The sequence below is a fragment of the Promicromonospora sp. NPDC050262 genome, from assembly GCF_040655935.1.
Classification (GTDB): Bacteria; Actinomycetota; Actinomycetes; order Actinomycetales; family Cellulomonadaceae; genus Promicromonospora.
The window spans coordinates 101,793-120,982 of the sequence record NZ_JBFAKX010000013.1 but is presented as its reverse complement, the minus strand read 5'-3'; the positions used below and the strand labels follow the sequence as shown (position 1 = coordinate 120,982).

The window sequence follows — 19,190 nt, the reverse complement described above, 5'->3', positions numbered from 1 at the left end:
GTGGCTCGGCGTTGCTGGGCCGGAGTGTCGGAGAGCCGTCCTAAGATCATGGACATGCCCTCCGCGACCGCCTCGAAGAGCGACGACTTCGTCCACCTCCACGTCCACACCGAGTTCTCGATGCTGGACGGCGCGGCGAGAATCGGCGACCTCATGGGGGAGGTCGCGCGGCAGGGCCAGAGCGCCATCGCGACGACGGACCACGGGTACCTGTTCGGTGCGCACGAGTTCTGGGCGCAGGCGCAGAAGGCGGGCATCAAGCCGATCATCGGCGTCGAGGCCTACATCACGCCGGGCACCAGCCGGTTCGACCAGACGCGTGTGCGCTACGGCGAGGCGGGCCAGGAGTCGGACGACGTCTCCGCGCGCGGTGCGTACACGCACATGACGCTGCTGAGCAAGAACAACACCGGCATGCACAACCTGTTCCGGGCGTCCTCCCTGGCCTCGCTGGAGGGCCAGATGGGCAAGTGGCCCCGCATGGACCGGGAGCTGCTGGAACGCTACTCCGACGGGCTCATCGCGACGACCGGCTGCCCGTCGGGCGAGATCCAGACACGCCTGCGGCTGGGCCAGTGGGACGAGGCGGTCCGGCAGGCCGGCGAGCTGCAGGACATCTTCGGCAAGGAGAACTACTACGTCGAGCTGATGGACCACGGGCTCGACATCGAGACCCGGGTGACCAAGGAGCTCCTCGAGCTGTCCAAGGTCATCGGCGCCAAGCTGGTGGCCACGAACGACCTGCACTACGTGCGGGAGGAGGACTCGACCAGCCAGGAGGCGCTGCTGGCGATCAACTCCGGCTCCACGCTGGACGACCCGAACCGCTTCAAGTTCGACGGCTCGGGCTACTACGTGAAGTCCGCCGCCGAGATGCGCAAGGTCTTCAAGGAGCTTCCCGAGGCGTGCGACAACACGCTGCTCATCGCCGAGCAGTGCGAGGTCTCGTTCGACACCTCGGCCAACTACATGCCGCGCTTCCCCGTGCCGGACGGCGAGGACGAGATCTCCTGGTTCATCAAGGAGGTCGAGGCGGGTCTGCTGCGCCGGTACCCGAACGGCTACTCGGACGCGGTCCGCAAGCAGGCCGACTACGAGGTCGAGGTCATCATCCAGATGGGCTTCCCGGGGTACTTCCTCGTGGTCGCCGACTTCATCAACTGGTCCAAGGACCAGGGCATCCGGGTGGGGCCGGGGCGTGGTTCGGCCGCCGGGTCGATGGTGTCCTACCTGATGGGCATCACCGAGCTGGACCCGCTGGAGCACGGCCTGATCTTCGAGCGCTTCCTCAACCCGGAGCGCGTCTCCATGCCCGACGTCGACGTCGACTTCGACGAGCGTCGGCGCGGTGAGGCCATCCGGTACGTCACGGAGAAGTACGGCGACGACCGCGTGGCGCAGATCGTCACCTACGGCACCATCAAGGCCAAGCAGGCCCTCAAGGACTCCGCTCGGCTGCTCGGCATGCCGTACGCCATGGGGGAGAAGCTCACCAAGGCCATGCCGCCCGCCGTCATGGGCAAGGACATCTCCCTGAGCGGCATCTTCGACCCGAAGGACAAGCGGTACTCGGAGGCGGCGGAGTTCCGCCAGGTGCACGAGGCCGACCCCGAGGCCCAGCGCGTGGTCGAGCTCGCGCGCGGTATCGAGGGCCTGAAGCGCCAGTGGGGCGTGCACGCGGCCGGCGTCATCATGTCGAGCGACCCGCTGATCGACATCATCCCGATCATGAAGCGCCCGCAGGACGGCGCGATCATCACGCAGTTCGACTACCCGACGTCCGAGGGCCTCGGCCTGATCAAGATGGACTTCCTGGGTCTGCGGAACCTCACGATCCTCGACGACGCGCTCGAGAACATCGTGATGAACGGCAAGGACCCGGTCGACATCGAGAACGTGGCGCTCGACGACAAGCCCACCTACGAGCTGCTCGCCAGCGGCAACACGCTCGGCGTGTTCCAGCTCGACGGCGGCGCCATGCGGTCCCTGCTGCGGCAGATGCGGCCCGACAACTTCGAGGACGTCTCCGCCGTCATCGCCCTGTACCGGCCCGGGCCGATGGGCATGAACTCGCACATCAACTACGCGCTGCGCAAGAACAAGCAGCAGCCGATCGAGGCGATCCACGCCGAGGTCATCGAGCCGTTCGCGGAGATCCTCGACGAGACCTACGGCCTGATCGTCTACCAGGAGCAGGTGCAGCGTGCCGCCCAGATCATGGCCGGCTACTCGCTCGGACAGGCCGACCTGCTCCGCCGCGCCATGGGCAAGAAGAAGCCCGAGGTGCTGGCCAAGGAGTACGTCAACTTCGAGAAGGGCGCCAAGGAGAAGGGGTACAGCGCCGGAGCGATCAAGGCGGTCTGGGACACGCTGGTCCCGTTCGCCGGCTACGCCTTCAACAAGGCGCACTCCGCCGGCTACGGCCTCGTCGCATACTGGACCGCGTACCTCAAGGCGAACTACCCCGCCGAGTACATGGCCGGCCTGCTGCAGTCCGTGGGCGACAACAAGGACAAGATGGCGCTCTACCTCAACGAGTGCCGTCGCATGGGCATCACGGTGCTCCCGCCGGACGTCAACGACTCCGCCGCCAAGTTCACCGCCGTGGGCGGCGACATCCGGTTCGGGCTCACCGGTGTGCGGAACGTGGGCCGCAACGTCGTGGACGCGATCGTCGAGGCCCGCGAGGAGAAGGGCACCTACACGTCCTTCCAGGACTTCCTGGACAAGGTCCCGGCGCCCGTCTGCAACAAGCGGACCATCGAGTCGCTCATCAAGGCCGGCGCCTTCGACTCGCTCGGCCACACGCGGCGCTCGCTGCTCGTGATCCACGAGCAGGCCGTGGACTCCGTGATCGGCGTGAAGCGCAAGGAGGCCGAGGGCCAGTTCGACCTCTTCGCCGACTTCGGCGGCGGTGCCGACGACGAGGGCATGGGTTTCTCCGTCGACGTGCCCGACCTGCCGGACTGGGAGAAGAAGCAGAAGCTGCAGTTCGAGCGCGAGATGCTCGGCCTGTACGTGAGCGACCACCCGCTGTCCGGTCTGGAGCACGTGCTGCAGCGGTCCGCCGACACCTCGATCGCGTCGCTGCTGGCCGACGAGCACCGGCCGGACAACTCGGTGGTGACCGTGGCCGGCCTGCTCACCTCGGTGCAGCGCAAGATGAGCAAGAACGGCAACCCCTGGGCGGCCGTGACGGTCGAGGACCTGGAGGGCGCCGTCGAGGTCATGTTCTTCGGCGAGACCTATCTGGCGTACTCGACGATGCTCGCCGAGGACCAGGTCGTGGTGCTGCGCGGCAAGGTGCGCCGCCGCGACGAGTCGATGTCGCTGCAGGCCATGGAGGTGGCCCTGCCCGACATCACGGCGGGGTCGGACTCGCCGCTGGCCGTGACCGTGCCGCACACCCGCGCCGTCGAGCCGGTCATCGTGCGGCTGCGCGAGGTGCTGGCCACCCATCCCGGCTCCGCCGAGGTGCACGTCGCCGTCGCGGAGCCCGGCAAGCGGACCGTGATCCGCGCCGCCGACACCTTGCGGGTGGAGAAGTCGCCCGCGCTGTTCGGCGACCTGAAGGCGCTGCTCGGCCAGGGCTGCCTGTCGTGACCGAGGCCCCCGGCGCGGCGCCGGCAGAGACGGACCGCTACGACGAGCGCGACCACGAGCGGTTCACGCTGGTGCCCGCGGCCTACCTCTACTTCCGGCGCGAGGGGCAGGTGCTGCTCCAGCTGCGGCAGGGCACCGGCTACCGTGACGGCTTCTGGGCCTGCGCGGCCGCGGGGCACGTCGAGGAGGGCGAGTCGGTGGTCGACGCCGCCGTGCGCGAGGCCCGCGAGGAGCTCGGTGTGGAGGTGGCGCCCGAGGACGTCCGGCCGCTCACGGTGCTGCACCGCGGTGAGCCGGGCGGCCCCGCGATCGAGCAGCGCGTCGACTTCATGTTCGAGGTGACCCGCTGGACCGGCACGCCGTCGATCCAGGAGCCCGACAAGGCGGCCGACCTGGCGTGGTTCCCGTTCGTCGGGCTGCCGGACCCGGTCGTGCCGCACGAGCTGGCCGTGCTGCGCGCGGTCCACGACACGGGCCGGCACGGCACCGAGATGCCCAGGCTGCTGACGTTCGGCTTCTGACCTTCGCCCGACATGTCAGACGCTCAGGTCACCGGGGTGACCTGAGCGTCTGACATATCACGGGTGGGCTACGTCAGCAGGTGCCCACCTTCTGCCACGGGCCCCACGGGATGCCCGGCTCCTGGTTGCGGGTCCAGTACTTGGCCCGCCAGAGCTTGCCCTCGTGCTCGACGGTCTCGCCGCCGGTGTAGATCCACGAGTTCGTCCAGGCCTGGTACGTCTCGTCGCCGCAGACGACATCCGCACCGACCTCGGCCCACGGGCCCCACGGCGTGGCGCCCGGCTTCTGGCCCTTGGTCCACCACTGGGCGACCCACACGGAGCCGTCGTAGAGGACCTCGTCACCAGCCGTGTAGATCGCCTTGCGGTCCCAGGCGGGGACGTCCGGCACACCCGTCACGTCGACGTCGACCGAGGTGACGGCCGGCTCGTCGAACGGGTTGTCGGTGACGTGCTCGGCGGAGTTGGTGTACGTGCCCGTGACGGCGTCAGGGGCCACCGTGACCTCGTACGACAGGGCGACCGGGTCGAGATCCGGCGCCACGTAGTCGAGGCAGATCGAGCCGCCCTCGGTCAGGGCGGACGACGGATCGCCCGCGTTCACGACGGCGGTGCCGAGCGTGCCCGCGAGGTTCTCGATCCCGATCGTCGCCGTCTCCGGCAGTGCGCCCAGGTCGGGGTACTCGAAGGTGATCTCGGGGCGGTCCTCCGACACGGTCTTGTAGATCCAGGCCTGGAACGTGCCGACCGAGTTGGTGAGGTCGGCGGGGTCGCCGCCGAACTCGAACGGGTCGTCCCACTGAGCCACCGCGGCCTGACCGTCAGGAGTGGTCGCCAGCCGGACACCGCGGTTGTTCGCCACCGACAGCTGCAGGTCCGACCAGAGCGGTGCGATCACACCGCTCGGTGCGGCCGTGTTCGGAAGCTCCTGCGGCTCCCAGGGGCTGCCGCCGTACCCGCCCGCGATGGTGATCAGTCCGTCGTCGGAGACGATGAGGCTCGGCGACTGCTGGTCGTAGTGCGAGAACGGGCCGATGTTGGCGAACGTGTTGACCGCGACGGTGTCGCCGTCGAGCGAGCTGAACGGGATACCAGCGCCGTTGTTGACCGCGCCCAGGTCCAGGAACCCCGCCCACGCCGCACACTGCGGGTCGTCCGCCGGCGTGGACGCCACGTACGAGCCCACCGCGCCCACCTGCGTGGGCAGGTCCACCTCCCACGTGATCGTCTGCCCGTCGACGACGCCGTCACCGGTCACCGACGCCTCGTCGATGCTCAGCCCGTCCGGCACCGTGTCGGTGACCGTGTAGGTGAGGTCCTCGGGCGTGACGTTCGGCTGGACGGTGATGTCGTAGCCGATGGTGTCGCCGATGCCGGCGGCGTCGACCGACGCCGTCTTGGTCACGTCGTCGGCCACCCGGGAGATACGGACCGGGATCTCGCCGATGTCACCCGGGCTGTCGGGCGACGTGCCGAGCACCGCGGTGCCGAAGAACAGGTCGCCCTCGGCGGCCGTGGGCAGGTTCCAGTGCAGCCGCACGTCGTACGGCTCGCCCACCGGTACCTCGCCGTCGGGCCCGGCCACCCCGGCATTGCCGAGGTCCTCGGTCGGGACGACGGCGGTCGCCAGCGTGTGCGCGTCGGGCTGGTCCTCGGTGCCGCTCCAGTTCTGGACCAGCACCCACCACGTCCCGGCCTCCGGGTCGGGGATGTCGCACGCCTCGGCGGCGGACGACGTCGTGGAGGCGCAGACCTGGGTCGCCGGGCTCGGCGTGTCACCGGTGCCGACGAACATGTCGAGGTCCGGCGCCTCGGCGGCGGTGATCTCGGCCACGAGCCGCGCGGCGCCGTCGGGCACCTCCAGCGTCGTGACCTCGACCTGGCTCAGGTCGTCGAACGCGTCGGCGTTGGTCGGGTCCTGGCTGAGGGAACCCTCGTGCAGGTCCGCCTCGACGAGACCCTTCACCGAGCCGGTGAAGTCGCTGATGGCGATCGACTTCAGGCCGGTCACGGCCTGCGAACCGGTGTCCCGGCGCGTGGTGACGTCGATCTCGCTGGGCAGGATCGCGCCGGACGGGACGACGGCGACCGGGAGGGTCACCGCGGGGACGTCGTCGTTGCTCGGGGTGAGCGTGATGCGGCCGAACAGCGTCTCGCCGTCGGGGGCGCCGTCGACGTCCGCGGTGACCGAGATGCCGAGCGAGTCACCAGGGGACACGGTGTCCGCCGACAGGTCCACCGACAGGGTCAGGGCGTCGTCGGACTCGACCGACGCCGTCCAGGTGACGTCTGCCGGGGCCGAGGGCGGCGCGACCGCCGTCCGCTCCCAGGAGCAGGTGGCGAGGCACTGGGTGTCGGCGAAGGACGGCAGGTTGAGCGTGCTCGGGTCGCCACCCTCCTCCGGGTTCGCGGCCACGTAGTTCGCGCCGGTCTCGTCGAACAGCAGGCCCGCCTCGACGGCGGCCCCGATGTCCATGTGGCCGCTGCCCTGCTCGTACGGAGTGGCGGGCGAGCCGTCGAAGTCCTTGACGGTGGTGCGCGCCGTGGTCATGAGCGCCGACTGCTGCTGGGCCGGGGTCCACTCCGGACGCGCCTGCGTGAGCAGGGCGCCCGCGCCGGCCACGTGCGGGCTCGACATCGAGGTGCCCGAGATGATGCCGTACTCGACGTGGTCGTACGCGCCGTCGGCCACACCGTACGCGGCGAGGATGTCGACGCCGGGGGCGGTGATGGACGGGACGATCGTGTCGACGGCCCGGTTGGGGCCGCGCGACGAGAAGCTGGACATGGTGTCGCCCAGCGCGTCGTCCGTGATGAACGTGGTGCCCGCGATCGTCCCGGTGTGGTCCGAGCCCTCCGCCAGCCAGGCCCGCAGGGTCTCGCCGTCGGCGTAGCTGATGGCGACACCCGGGACGGCGAACGCGTCACCGAGCAGCGAGGCGCCGTTGACCTCGTCGTTCGTCAGCACGAAGCCGGTGGCACCCTGCGCCGCCACGTTGGCGGACTTCTCCACGCGGCCGTTGCCGCCACGGGCGCAGACCACGATCTTGTCGGCGTAGTCCGCCTCGTGGCCCGTGGTCGTGGTGCACTGCGGGTCGCCCACGGAGGCCGCGTCGATGATCCCGGTCGCGGGGAGCGGACCCGTCAGGGACTTGCCGGTGAGGTCCGGCAGGTCACCCGCGCTGCTGGTCAGGTTCTCCAGGGCGTTGAGCATGTGCCGGTTGTGCGTCGAGGCGCCCACCGACGTGAGCCAGGGCGCGTCGGCGGGGGAGCCCGTCGTGGCGAACCCGGGGCCGTCGTTGCCGTTGGAGGTGGCCACGAAGATGCCCGCGGCGCGCGCGTTGAGGAAGCCGAGCGCGTCGAAGTCGTTCCACAGGTCCGACGGCGACGAGGAGCCGATCGAGTAGTTGATGACGTCGACGCCGTCGGCGATGGCCTGGTCGATCGAGGCCGTCAGGCCCGCGGTCGTGCAGCAGCCGCGGTAGCTGATGACGTTGGCGTGCGGGGCCACGCCCGAGACGTCGAACGTCGGCGGGTTCGTGCCCTCCGGCGCCGTCGGTGTCACGTCGTCGACCACGTTGCCGCCCGAGGTGGAGGCCGTGTGCGAACCGTGGCCGTCCTCGTCCAGCGCGCTGCGGTCGGCGGCGCTCAGGAACCCGTAGGCGCCGATGAGCTTGCCGTTGCAGGGGAAGTCGGGGTCGTATTGGTCGGTGTTCGCCGGGTCGCAGACGCCCAGGTAGTTGCCCGCGCCGAGCGGGTTGGTGTGCGTGTAGCCGTCGTCGCCGGTCTCGGCGAACGAGGGGCTGGACGGGTGGATGCCGGTGTCGATGGTGCCGATCACGACCCCCTCGCCCTTGTAGTTCTCCGGCAGGTCGAGCTCCTCGACGGCGTTCCACAGCGCGTCGGCGTTGCTCCAGGCCGGACCCGCGTCCGTGTGCAGCTCGTGCTCCTTGTCGAGCGCGATGTGCGCGACGGCGGGGTCCTGCGCGATCTTCCGCGCCTCGGCCGGGGTCAGCACGGCGGACAGGCCGTTGGCGGCGAACTGGTACGTGAAGGGCACCTCGACGTCGTGCCCGACCTTCCGCTCCATGCGGGTGACGAAGTCGTCCTGCTCCGCCTCGAGGAACTCCGTGTACTCGCGGACGCGGGTGGTCGACGGGTCGAGCGTCCGGCCCGCGCGGGGCGCCGTGGAGGCCAGGCCCTCGACGCCACCCGTGTAGGTGGGCACGGCGGCGTCGGACAGGCGGATGAGGTAGGTACGCTCCGCCTTGCCGCGGCCGAGCGCGAACTTCTGGATCCCGGCGTCCCGCTCGACCCCGGCCTGCGGGGTGGTCTCCGCCGGCACCAGGTCCTCGGCGAGGCGGTCGCGGGGATCGACCTTGTCGGCGGCCGGCGGCGCCGCGGGTAGCACGGCCGCGGCCGCGGGCGTGAACGCCGCCGCTAGTGCCGTGACCGCGGCCACGGCGAGCAGGGGCGTTCTGGACCTGTATGACATGACGGCTCCCTCGGTACGGCAGCGATGGAACGAGCAACGTGCAGGTGTGCGACATTCCTCGCTTACCGCCCGGTGCCATGTCAATGCTTCTGTACAGGATTCACCCAGTCACAGATCAGGAGGGTGTGCGGTCGAGACGTCGAGACGAACACGACGAAAGGCGCAGCACCATGACTGAGAACCACGCGGAGCACCTGCACCAGGCCGGCGAGCACGCCGGCCCGGTGGCGAGCTGGATGACGGCGGCCACCATGCTGCAGGACGCGTCACCGATCACGATCCCCGAGGGCGCCTCGGCGATGACCGTGCACGTCCAGTGGGAGCCGGGCGACCCGGGCACCCCGCCGCACCGGCACTCCGGGCCTGCCTTCGGGTACGTCATCCAGGGGGCGGTCCGGTTCGAGCTGGAGGGCGAGTCCGAGCGGGTCGTCGAGGCCGGCGGGACGTTCTGGGAGCCGGGCGGCGACGTCATCCACTACCAGGACGGCAACGCCCTGGACGACGCCCGGACCGAGTTCGTGGTGACCATGATGTGCGCCCCGGGCAAGCCGATGCTGGAGCTGGTGGCCGAGTCCGAGCTGGCGCAGCGCACGCACCTGCGCGCGCCGCGCCCGGAGGCCTGAGTCGACGAGCTAGTGGAACCGTCCGCGCACGGCCTCGCCGTGCGCGGGCAGGTCCTCGTCGTTGGCCACGGCCACGATGCGGTCGGCGAGCTCCTCGAGCGCGTCGCGCGTGTACTCGACCTGCTGCACCGACTTGAGGAAGCTGTGCACGCCCAGGCCGCTCGCGAAGTGCGCGGTGCCGCCCGTCGGCAGCACGTGGTTGGACCCGGCCATGTAGTCGCCCAGCGACACCGGCGACCAGGGCCCCACGAAGATCGCGCCGGCGCTGTGCACCCGCGCGGCCACGGCGGCGGCGTCGGCCGTCTGGATCTCCAGGTGCTCCGCGCCGTACGCGTTCACCACGGCGAGCCCCGCGTCGACGTCGTCCACCAGGACGATCGCGGACTGGGGGCCGTCCAGGGCGCGCGCCACCCGCGTGGCGTGCTTCGTGGCCGACGCGAGGTCCAGGACCCGCGCCTCGACCGCGGAGGCGAGCTCCACGGAGTCGGTGACCAGCACGGACGCGGCCATCGGGTCGTGCTCGGCCTGGCTGATGAGGTCGAGGGCCACGTGCCCGGCGTCGGCGGTGCCGTCGGCGAGGACGGCGATCTCCGTGGGCCCGGCCTCGGCATCGATCCCGACGATGCCGCGCACCAGCCGCTTGGCCGCCGCGACGTACACGTTGCCGGGGCCGGTGATGACGTCCACGGGCTCGCACAGGGTCTCGCCGTCCTGCTCCGTGCTGCCCGTGGCGCCGTACGCGAACATCGCGACCGCCTGCGCGCCGCCCACGGCGTAGACCTCGTCGACGCCGAGCAGGGCGCAGGCCGCGAGGATGGTTGGGTGGGGCAGGCCGCCGTTGTCCTTCTGCGGCGGGGAGGCCACGGCCAGGCCCGGCACGCCCGCCTCCTGCGCGGCGACGACGTTCATCACCACCGACGACGGGTATACGGCCAGGCCGCCCGGCGCGTACAGGCCGACCCGCCGCACGGGGATCCAGCGCTGCCGCACGACGGCGCCCGGCGCGAGCTCGGTGACGTGGTTGGCCGGGAGCTGCTCCGCGTGCACCCGGCGCACGCGGCGGATGGCCTCCTCCAGGCCGGACCGGACCAGCGGCGTGAGGCTGTCGAGCGCGTCGCTCAGCGCGGACGCGGGGACCCGCAGGTGCTCGGGCGCGATCCCGTCAAGCCGCAGCGCGATCTCGCGCAGGGCGGCCGCGCCGCCCTCGCGGACCTGGCGCAGCAGCGGCTCGACCACCTGGACGGCCTCGTCGACCCCGACCTCGGCACGGGGCAGGACATCGAGGAGGGCGCGGCGGCCCAGGGACCGGCCGCGGAGGTCGATACGTTGGATCACCCGGCCAGTCTATGGCGGCGGGCGGGAGACAATGCTGTCGTGTCCAACTCTGAGTCCGCAGTACCCGAGGTCCCGATCCGCGACGACGTCATCCGGCTGGGCCAGTTCCTCAAGCTCGCCGACCTCGCCGAGGACGGCGCCCAGGCCCGCGACCTGATCGCCGACGGCGAGGTGCGGGTCAACGGCGAGGTCGAGACGCGCCGCGGCCGCCAGCTCGTGCGCGGCGACGTGGTGAGCGTGCTCATGCCTGCCGGCGAGGAGGCCGCGCAGGTCGGCTGAGCGTCAGGACGCCATGTACGTCGACGCCATCACCTTGTCGACCGTCACGCGCAGCACGACCCGCTCCGGGTTCGGTCCCAGCTCGCGGTAGCGGCGCGCGTACCGGGCGACGGCGTCGGCGATCTCGGCCTCGTCCTCGCTGACGGCGATGGTGCCCTCCAGCGTGATCCACCGGCCGCCGGAGACCTGGCACAGGGCGGCGCGGGGCTCCCCGCCGTCGGGCCCCGGGGCGGAGTGGCGCGCCTTGAAGGACGCGCGGTTGGTGGTGATGCGCGCGACCCCGGCGTCGGCGTCCCACGTGAAGGCCACCGGGACCACGTGCGGCGTCCCGTCGGGGCGCAGGGTGGTGAGGGTCGCGAGGTGGCGCTCGGTGACGAAGACGAGCTGCTCGGGGTTGAGTCGGATCACGCCGTGAGTCTAGGTCGGGGCGGGTGAGTGCCCGGCGTCGCCGTGTGGTCGGGGTGTGGGTTCCCCGTATTCCCGGAGGTCCGGCATTTGGCTAGCGTTCCTGACAAATGCCACGGCGACACACCACGGTCCTGAGGAGTGCCATGAGACGGCGTACATCGTTCCTGGCGGCGGGAGTCACCGCCCTGCTGGTCACCGGACTCGCCATACCGGTCGTCGTCGCGCAGGCCGGGCCGGTGGCCCAGGCCGCGGTCGCCGACTGCGCGGCGTCCGCCTGGGCGGAGGGCAGCTCCTACGCTCTCGGCGCGCACGTGACGCACCGCGGCCGGGCCTACACGGCGCTCGTGGCGCACACGGCGCACGTGGGCGCGGGCTGGACCCCGGACACCACGCCCAGCCTCTGGTCGGACGACGGCGCGTGCGCCACGCAGCCCGACCCCGACCCGACCGACCCGACGCCCGACCCCACGGACCCGACCCCGGACCCCGAGCCGACGCCGACGGACTGCAGCCAGCGCCCGCGCCCGTCGGGCAAGGTGCTGCAGGGCTACTGGGAGAACTGGGACGGCGCGAGCAACGGCGTGCACCCCGGCCTCGGCTGGATCCCGATCACCGACTCGCGCATCACGCAGCACGGCTACAACGTGGCCACGCTCGCGTTCCCGGTGATCCGCTCCGACGGAACGGTGCTGTGGGAGGACGGCATGGACTCCGGCGTCCAGGTGCCCAGCCCCGAGGAGATGTGCGCCGCCAAGGAGGCCGGCCTGACCATCCTGATGTCGATCGGCGGCGCCACCGCCGGGATCGACCTGTCCTCCCAGGCCGTGGCGGACCGGTTCGTCGCCACGATCGTGCCGATCCTGCGGGAGTACAACTTCGACGGCATCGACATCGACATCGAGACGGGCCTGACGGGCAGCGGCTCCATCACCCAGCTCTCGACGTCGCAGGCCAACCTGATCCGGATCATCGACGGCGTGCTCGCCGGGATGCCGGCCGGCTTCGGCCTGACGATGGCGCCCGAGACCGCGTACGTGACCGGCGGCAGCGTCACCTACGGCTCGATCTGGGGCTCGTACCTGCCGATCATCAAGAAGTACGCCGACAACGGACGCCTCTGGTGGCTCAACATGCAGTACTACAACGGCTCGATGTACGACTGCTCCGGCAACTCGTACGCGGCAGGGACGGTGGCCGGCTTCCAGGCGCAGACGGACTGCCTCGACGACGGCCTCGTCATCCAGGGCACCACCATCCGCGTGCCGTACGAGAAGCAGGTACCCGGCCTGCCCGCCCAGCAGGGCGCGGGCGGCGGCTACATGGCGCCGTCCCTGGTCTCGCAGGCGTACGGCTCGTACAACGGGGCGCTGAAGGGCCTCATGACCTGGTCCATCAACTGGGACGGGTCGCGCGGCTGGACCTTCGCCGACAACGTCAAGGCCCTGCAGGGCCGGTAGGGACGACGGCGCCGGGCGGGCGGACCTCGGGTCCGCCCGCCCGGCGCCGTTCGTGTACCGGTCGCGTGCCGGTCGTGTGCCGTCCGGGCGCCGCGCGGGTGTCAGACGCCGATCGCGTCCAGCACGGCGATCTCGTCGTCGGGCAGGGTGAGCCCGGCCGCCGCGACGTTCTCGCGCAGGTGGGCCACCGAGGACGTCCCGGGGATCAGCAGGATATTCGGCGAGCGTTGCAGCAGCCAGGCCTGCGCGACGGCGGCCGGGGTGCTGCCCAGCCGGGCCGCCACGGCGTTCAGCTCCGCCGACTGCAGCGGCGAGAAGCCGCCGAGCGGGAAGTACGGCACGTAGGCGATGCCCTGCGCGGCCAGCGAGTCGATCAGCGCGTCGTCGGAGCGGTTGGCGATGTTGTACATGTTCTGTACGCCCACGACCGGCGCGATCGTCTGCGCCTCGGCGACCTGTTCCGCCGTGACGGTGCTGACGCCCAGGTGGCTGATCAGGCCCTCGTCGCGCATCCTCGCCAGCTCGGTGAACTGGGGCGCGAGCGAGCCCGGCTCCGGGGACTCCAGCCCGCCGACGCGCAGGTTCACCACGTCGAGGCGGTCCAGGCCGAGGTGCTCGAGGTTCTGCTCGACCTGCCGCCGGAGCTGGTCCGGCTCGCGGCTGAGCACCCAGTGCCCCTCGGCGTCGCGCACCGCGCCCACCTTGGTGACCACGTGCACGTCGGCGGGGTAGGGGTGCAGGGCCTCGCGGATGATCTCGTTGGTCACGTACGGGCCGTAGAAGTCGGCGGTGTCGATGTGGTTGACGCCGAGCGCGACGGCCTCGCGCAGGACGGCGACGGCCGCCGCGCGGTCGGCGGGCGGGCCGAAGACCCCGGGGCCGGCGAGCTGCATGGCGCCGTAGCCGACGCGGTTGAGGGTCAGGTGGTCGGCGAGCGTGAAGGTGCCGCCGGGGATCGTCTGTGTGGTCATGGCTCCACGGTGCGGCGGCCCGGCGCGGACAGGCAGTGCCCGGGCGATCCTGGGAGTACGGGGACCAGGCACGCGCGCGGCGCCCGGCCTACCGTGGTGGGCATGACCAGGGAGACCCAGCTGAGCGAGTACCTGCGGGCGCGGCGCGAGCTGGTGCGGCCCGCCGACGTCGGGCTGCCGGACGGCGGCGTGCGGCGCGTGGCGGGCCTGCGCCGCGAGGAGGTGGCGCTGCTCGCGGGCATCAGCGCCGACTACTACCTGCGGCTGGAGCAGGGCCGCGACCGCAACCCGTCGGCGCAGGTGCTGGAGTCGCTGGCCCGCGTGCTGCTCCTGGACGAGCCGGCCACGCGGCACCTGCTCGACCTGGCGGCGCCCACGCCGCGGAGGCGGCGCCGTCGGCCGCGCCGCGAGGTGGTGCCCGCCGGGACGCTGCGGCTCCTGGACCGGGTGGGCATCCCGGGGTACGTCGAGGGGCGTTACTTCGACGTGCTCGCGGTGAACGAGCTGGCGCAGGCGCTCTCTCCGACCCTGCGGGTGGGGCACAACCGGCTCCGGGACCTGTTCCTCGACCCCGCCGAGCAGGCGATGCACCCGGACTGGCCCGACGTGGCGCCGAAGATCGTCGCCCGGTTCCGCGAGGCGATCGGCACGGACACCGACGACGAGCGGGTCGAACGGCTCGTGGGGGAGCTCTCGCTCGCCTCGGAGCGGTTCCGCACCCTGTGGGCGCGCCACGACGTGAACCTCGGGACGCCGCACGAGACCCGCATGCTGCACCCGCAGGTCGGCGAGCTGGAGCTCGACATGGAGAAGCTCGCCATCATGGGCACCGACCGGCAGATGGTCGTGCTGCTGCACGCCGCCCCGGACTCGCCGAGCGGGGAGCGGCTGGCGCTGCTCGCGTCGCTGGCCGCGTCGTCCGGGGAGGCGGTCGTACCTGACGACGCCGCGGCAGCGCGCGCCGAGACGGCGTAGGGAATCGCCGGAGAACAGTGTGCCAAGCGCGTCGGCTGTGGATAACCGGCTCGCGGTGTCGGTGGCTGCTCCTAGGATCGATGACGTGACCAAGGACCCCTTCGCAGACCTCCCCTTCGCCATGGAGGAGCCGCCCGACGACGCCCTCCTGACCGACGTCGGTGACCCGGCGCTGCCGCCGTCGGCACGCAACACCCCGGAGGCGCAGGCGGCGAAGCTGCAGATGCTGCGCGGCCTGCTGCCCGAGGGTGGCGTCGCGGCCGCGGCACCGGTCCGCAGGTGGCCGCCTGCCGAGCCGGAGGCGGACGCGCCGGAGGCCGGCGCGGGGGCACCGGTCGAGGACGAGGCAGAACCTGCGGAGGCCGCACCGCCCGCCCGCCCGGTACCGGCCGCGTCACCCGGCGCCTCGCTGCGCGAGGAGGCCGAGGCCGCGCTGCGGGAGCTGGTCGGGCGGGACGACGCGCGGCTGCGCGACGACCAGTGGACGGCGATCGAGGCGCTCGCGGCGTTCCACCGGCGAGCGCTCGTGGTGCAGCGCACCGGGTGGGGCAAGTCGGCCGTGTACTTCGTGGCGACCCGCCTGCTGCGGGCCCGGGGCGCCGGCCCCACCGTGATCGTCTCGCCGCTGCTGGCGCTCATGCGGGACCAGATCGCCGCCGCCTCGCGCGCGGGCATCCGGGCCGTGACGATCAACTCGGCCAACATGACCGAGTGGGACGAGGTGCACGCGTCGATCGCGCGCGGCGAGGTCGACGTGCTGCTGTGCTCGCCCGAGCGCCTGAACAACCCCGGCTTCCGCGACGAGGTGCTGCCGCGCCTGGCGGCCGACGCCGGCCTGGTGGTCATCGACGAGGCGCACTGCATCTCGGACTGGGGCCACGACTTCCGCCCCGACTACCGCCGGATCCGCACGCTCCTGGCCGACCTGCCGGCGGGCATCCCGGTGCTGGCCACCACGGCGACCGCGAACGAGCGAGTCACGGCCGACGTGGCCGAGCAGCTCGCCGTGCACGGCGAGGCGGCGGCCGGTGAGGACGTGCTGGTGCTCCGGGGCGGGCTCGACCGGGAGTCGCTGCACCTGGCGGTGCTGGAGCTCGGCGACCAGCCCACCCGGGTGGCCTGGCTGGCCGAGGCGCTCCAGGACATCGAGGGGTCCGGCATCGTCTACTGCCTCACGGTCTCGGCCGCGGAGCAGGTGGCCGAGCAGCTGCGCGGCTACGGCCTGGCGGTGGCCGCGTATACGGGCCGCACCGAGCCGGCGCAGCGTGAGCAGCTCGAGGCCGACCTCAAGAACGACGACGTCAAGGCGCTGGTCGCGACGTCCGCGCTGGGCATGGGCTTCGACAAGCCGGACCTGGCGTTCGTGGTACACCTGGGTGCGCCGTCGTCGCCCATCGCGTACTACCAGCAGGTGGGCCGCGCGGGCCGCGGCGTCGACCAGGCGCTGGTGGTGCTGCTGCCCGGCACCGAGGACAAGGCGATCTGGGAGTGGTTCGGCGAGCAGGCGTTCCCCGCCGAGGGGCAGGTGCGGGCCACGCTCGACGCCCTGGCGGGCGGCGGCACCATGTCCACGGCCGTGCTGGAGACGCAGGTGGACCTGCGCCGCTCCCGCCTGGAGACCATGCTCAAGGTGCTCGACGTCGACGGCGCCGTCCGGCGGGTGCGCGGCGGCTGGGAGGCCACCGGGCAACCCTGGTCGTACGACGCCGAGCGGTACGCGCGCGTCGCGGCGACCCGAGCCGCCGAGCAGCAGGCGATGGTCGACTACGTGAACACCCCGGGCTGCCGCATGGCCTACCTGCGCGCCCAGCTCGACGACCCCGACCTGACGCCGGGCTGGGAGTGCGGCCGCTGCGACCGCTGCGGCACCATGGCGCTGCCCGAGGCACCCGACGCCGAGGCCGTCGCCGCCGCGCGGGCCGAGATGGACCGTCCGGGCATGGAGGTCGAGCCCCGCAAGATGTGGCCCACGGGCCTGGCCTCGATCGGCCTGGACCTCAAGGGCAAGATCGCGCCCGCCGAGCTGGCCGAGCCGGGCCGGGCCGTCGCCCGGCTCGACGGCCTCGGCTGGTCCGGTCCGCTGCGCGACCTGCTCGCCCCCAACGCGACCGACGGCGAGCTGCCCGTGCCGCTGCGCCGCGCCGCCGCCCGGGTGCTGGACGAGTGGCCCGCGCTGCGGCCGGTGGAGAACGGCGAGGCGGCGGGCGAGGCCGACGGCGGCGACGTCCCGGGCGGGGCCGAGCCCGGTCCGCTCGTGATCGAGGCCGTCGTGGCGGTCCGCTCGGTCCGCCGGCCTCAGCTCTCCTTCCACCTGGCCACCGGGCTGGCCAAGTACCTGGGTGTGCCGATGATCGGTGCGGTCGGCCCGGTCGCGGGGCAGGAGGAGCCCGGCCGGCACGACGTGAACTCCGCGATGCGGCTCGCCGGTGTGGCCCGGCGCCTGCAGCTCCAGCTCGGCGAGGGCGCGCTGCGGGGTCTGCCGGGCCGGTCCGTGCTGCTCGTGGACGACTACACCGACTCGGGCTGGACCCTCACGGTCGCGTCCCGCCTGCTGCGCCAGGCCGGCGCGGCGGCGGTGTACCCGTTCGTGCTGGGCGTGCGATGACGGACGTCGTCCCTCCGGGGCGGGTGGCGGCAGCCGTTCCTCCGGGGCGGGTGACCATCGCCACCCGCCCGGTGGGCGGACGGGTGCCGGGTCCGCGTCGCGCGGTTCGTAGACTGGTGCGGTGATGACCAACACCGTCGACCAGCAGGGCGCGGGGGGCAGCGCCACGGCGTCCTCGGTGCGGCTGCCGCTGCGCCCCGAGCTGGCGGACGAGGAGCCGTACGGCGCGCCGCAGCTCGACGTCCCGGTGCTGCTGAACGTCAACGAGAACCCGTACCCGCCCAGCGAGGACGTGGTCGCGACCATCGCCGAGGACGTGGCTCGCGCCGCCCGCGGCATGAACCGCTACCCGGACCGGGACGCCGCGGTCCTGCGCCAGGACCTGGCGGACTACCTCACCCTGGAGACGGGGGTGCGCCTCGACCACTGCGACGTCTGGGCGGCGAACGGGTCCAACGAGGTCATGCTGCACGTGCTGCAGGCCTTCGGCGGCCCGGGCCGCACCGCGCTGTCGTTCGCGCCCACGTACTCGATGTACCCGGAGTACGCGCGGGACACGCACACCACCTGGGTGGTCGGCCGCCGCGAGGACGACTTCACGCTCGACCCGGCGCACGCCGCCGCGACGATCCGCGAGGTCCGCCCCTCGGTGATACTGCTGGCCAGCCCGAACAACCCGACCGGCACGGCGCTGCCCACCGCAACCATCGAGGCGGTCTGCGAGGCGGCGCTCGGCGTCGACCTGGACGGCGCCCGCCCGGTCGTCGTGGTCGACGAGGCGTACGCGGAGTTCCGGCGCCCCGGCACGCCGTCGGCGGTCGCGCTGCTGGAGCGGTACCCGAACCTGGCCGTCTCGCGCACGATGTCCAAGGCGTTCGCCGCGGCCGGTGCGCGGCTCGGCTACCTGGTCGCGTCGCCCGACTTCGTGAACGCCCTGCGGATCGTGCGCCTCCCGTACCACCTGAGCGCCATCACGCAGGCCGCGGCAGGGGCCGCGCTGCGCCACCGCGAGTCGCTGATGGCGCAGGTCGCCACGCTGCGCGCCGAGCGGGACGCCACGGTCGCCTGGCTGCGCGAGCAGAGGCTCCCCGACGGCCTCCCGTTCGACGTCGCGGACACCGACGCCAACTTCGTGCTGTTCGGTACGTTCGGCGACCGGCACGCCGTGTGGCAGGGTCTGCTGGACCGCGGGGTCCTGATCCGCGAGACCGGCCCGGACGGCTGGCTGCGGGTGTCGATCGGCACGTCCGCCGAGATGGCCGCGTTCCGCGCGGCGCTCACCGAGGTACTGCGGGAGCAGGGGGAGGAACAGGCATGAGCAGGACAGCCCGCGTGGAACGCGCCACGTCCGAGTCGAAGGTGCTGGTCGAGCTCGACCTCGACGGCACCGGGCGTACCGAGATCAGCACGAGCGTGCCGTTCTACGACCACATGCTCACGGCGCTCGGCAAGCACTCGCTGATCGACCTCACCGTGCAGGCGACCGGCGACACCCACATCGACGCCCACCACACGGTCGAGGACGTCGCGATCAGCATCGGCGAGGCGCTGCGCCTGGCCCTCGGCGACAAGGCCGGCATATCCCGGTTCGGCGACGCGCTCGTGCCGCTCGACGAGGCGCTCGCCCAGGCGGTCGTGGACGTGTCGGGCCGGCCGTACCTGGTCCACGAGGGCGAGCCCGCGGGCCAGGAGTACCACCTCATCGGCGGTCACTTCACGGGGTCGCTGACGCGGCACGTGCTGGAGTCCATCGCGCACCACGCGGGCATCTGCCTGCACGTGCGGGTGCTGTCCGGACGCGACCCCCACCACATCGTCGAAGCTCAGTTCAAGGCGCTGGCGCGTGCGCTGCGCGCCGCCGTGGCCGTCGACCCCCGGGTCGACGGCATCCCGTCCACGAAGGGTGCGCTCTAGCAGC

13 protein-coding genes are annotated in these 19,190 nt (G+C 72.2%); 9 read left to right on the top strand and 4 right to left on the bottom strand.

Features of this window, described 5'->3' with window-relative positions; translation table 11 throughout:
* Positions 1 to 54 precede the first annotated feature (54 nt).
* Together dnaE and AB0I29_RS19420 are read left to right on the top strand one after the other, a co-directional pair.
* The gene (gene dnaE, locus AB0I29_RS19425; RefSeq protein WP_357484536.1) at positions 55 to 3,603 is read left to right on the top strand and encodes a DNA polymerase III subunit alpha; all 3,549 of its coding nucleotides are present in this window, start codon (positions 55 to 57) and stop codon (positions 3,601 to 3,603) included.
* Positions 3,600 to 4,124 (top strand): NUDIX domain-containing protein, encoded by a 525-nt coding sequence (locus AB0I29_RS19420; RefSeq protein WP_357484533.1) that lies wholly within the window; start codon positions 3,600 to 3,602, stop codon positions 4,122 to 4,124. The genes dnaE and AB0I29_RS19420 overlap by 4 nt, the downstream gene beginning before the upstream one ends.
* A gap of 73 nt (positions 4,125 to 4,197) precedes the next feature.
* On the opposite strand, the gene AB0I29_RS19415 is transcribed toward AB0I29_RS19420, so the two are convergent.
* Positions 4,198 to 8,619, bottom strand: a complete 4,422-nt coding sequence (locus AB0I29_RS19415) for a S8 family serine peptidase (RefSeq protein ID WP_357484530.1) — start codon at positions 8,617 to 8,619, stop codon at positions 4,198 to 4,200.
* 170 nt (positions 8,620 to 8,789) lie between these two features.
* Here AB0I29_RS19415 and AB0I29_RS19410 point away from each other — a divergent pair, with 170 nt between their 5' ends.
* Complete coding sequence (locus tag AB0I29_RS19410) at positions 8,790 to 9,242, top strand: cupin domain-containing protein (RefSeq protein WP_357484527.1); 453 nt, start codon at positions 8,790 to 8,792, stop codon at positions 9,240 to 9,242.
* 9 nt (positions 9,243 to 9,251) lie between these two features.
* Here the strand turns inward: AB0I29_RS19410 and hisD are convergent, their stop codons facing one another.
* Positions 9,252 to 10,577: a histidinol dehydrogenase gene (gene hisD, locus AB0I29_RS19405; RefSeq protein ID WP_357484524.1), complete on the bottom strand. Its 1,326-nt coding sequence runs from the start codon at positions 10,575 to 10,577 to the stop codon at positions 9,252 to 9,254.
* 39 nt (positions 10,578 to 10,616) lie between these two features.
* On the opposite strand from hisD, the gene AB0I29_RS19400 reads away from it, so the two are divergent.
* Entirely contained in the window at positions 10,617 to 10,856 is a 240-nt protein-coding gene (locus tag AB0I29_RS19400; RefSeq protein ID WP_357484521.1) for an RNA-binding S4 domain-containing protein, read from the top strand.
* Between the two features lie 3 nt (positions 10,857 to 10,859).
* Here the strand turns inward: AB0I29_RS19400 and AB0I29_RS19395 are convergent, their stop codons facing one another.
* Entirely contained in the window at positions 10,860 to 11,264 is a 405-nt protein-coding gene (locus AB0I29_RS19395; protein ID WP_285101528.1) for a PPOX class F420-dependent oxidoreductase, read from the bottom strand.
* Positions 11,265 to 11,407: 143 nt separating this feature from the next.
* Here AB0I29_RS19395 and AB0I29_RS19390 point away from each other — a divergent pair, with 143 nt between their 5' ends.
* Positions 11,408 to 12,721 (top strand): glycosyl hydrolase family 18 protein, encoded by a 1,314-nt coding sequence (locus AB0I29_RS19390; RefSeq protein WP_357484517.1) that lies wholly within the window; start codon positions 11,408 to 11,410, stop codon positions 12,719 to 12,721.
* A 101-nt stretch (positions 12,722 to 12,822) separates the two neighbouring features.
* Here the strand turns inward: AB0I29_RS19390 and AB0I29_RS19385 are convergent, their stop codons facing one another.
* Positions 12,823 to 13,692 (bottom strand): oxidoreductase, encoded by an 870-nt coding sequence (locus tag AB0I29_RS19385; RefSeq protein ID WP_357484514.1) that lies wholly within the window; start codon positions 13,690 to 13,692, stop codon positions 12,823 to 12,825.
* 102 nt (positions 13,693 to 13,794) lie between these two features.
* Here AB0I29_RS19385 and AB0I29_RS19380 point away from each other — a divergent pair, with 102 nt between their 5' ends.
* From AB0I29_RS19380 to hisB, 4 genes are all read left to right on the top strand, one after another.
* Complete coding sequence (locus AB0I29_RS19380; RefSeq protein ID WP_357484511.1) at positions 13,795 to 14,667, top strand: helix-turn-helix transcriptional regulator; 873 nt, start codon at positions 13,795 to 13,797, stop codon at positions 14,665 to 14,667.
* Between the two features lie 85 nt (positions 14,668 to 14,752).
* A complete protein-coding gene (locus AB0I29_RS19375; protein WP_357484508.1) occupies positions 14,753 to 17,272 on the top strand; it encodes a RecQ family ATP-dependent DNA helicase in 2,520 nt (839 codons plus the stop codon).
* 124 nt (positions 17,273 to 17,396) lie between these two features.
* The gene (locus AB0I29_RS19370) at positions 17,397 to 18,590 is read left to right on the top strand and encodes a histidinol-phosphate transaminase (RefSeq protein WP_357484650.1); all 1,194 of its coding nucleotides are present in this window, start codon (positions 17,397 to 17,399) and stop codon (positions 18,588 to 18,590) included.
* The gene (hisB, locus tag AB0I29_RS19365) at positions 18,587 to 19,186 is read left to right on the top strand and encodes an imidazoleglycerol-phosphate dehydratase HisB (RefSeq protein WP_285101537.1); all 600 of its coding nucleotides are present in this window, start codon (positions 18,587 to 18,589) and stop codon (positions 19,184 to 19,186) included. Before AB0I29_RS19370 ends, hisB begins: the two co-directional genes overlap by 4 nt.
* Positions 19,187 to 19,190 lie beyond the last annotated feature (4 nt).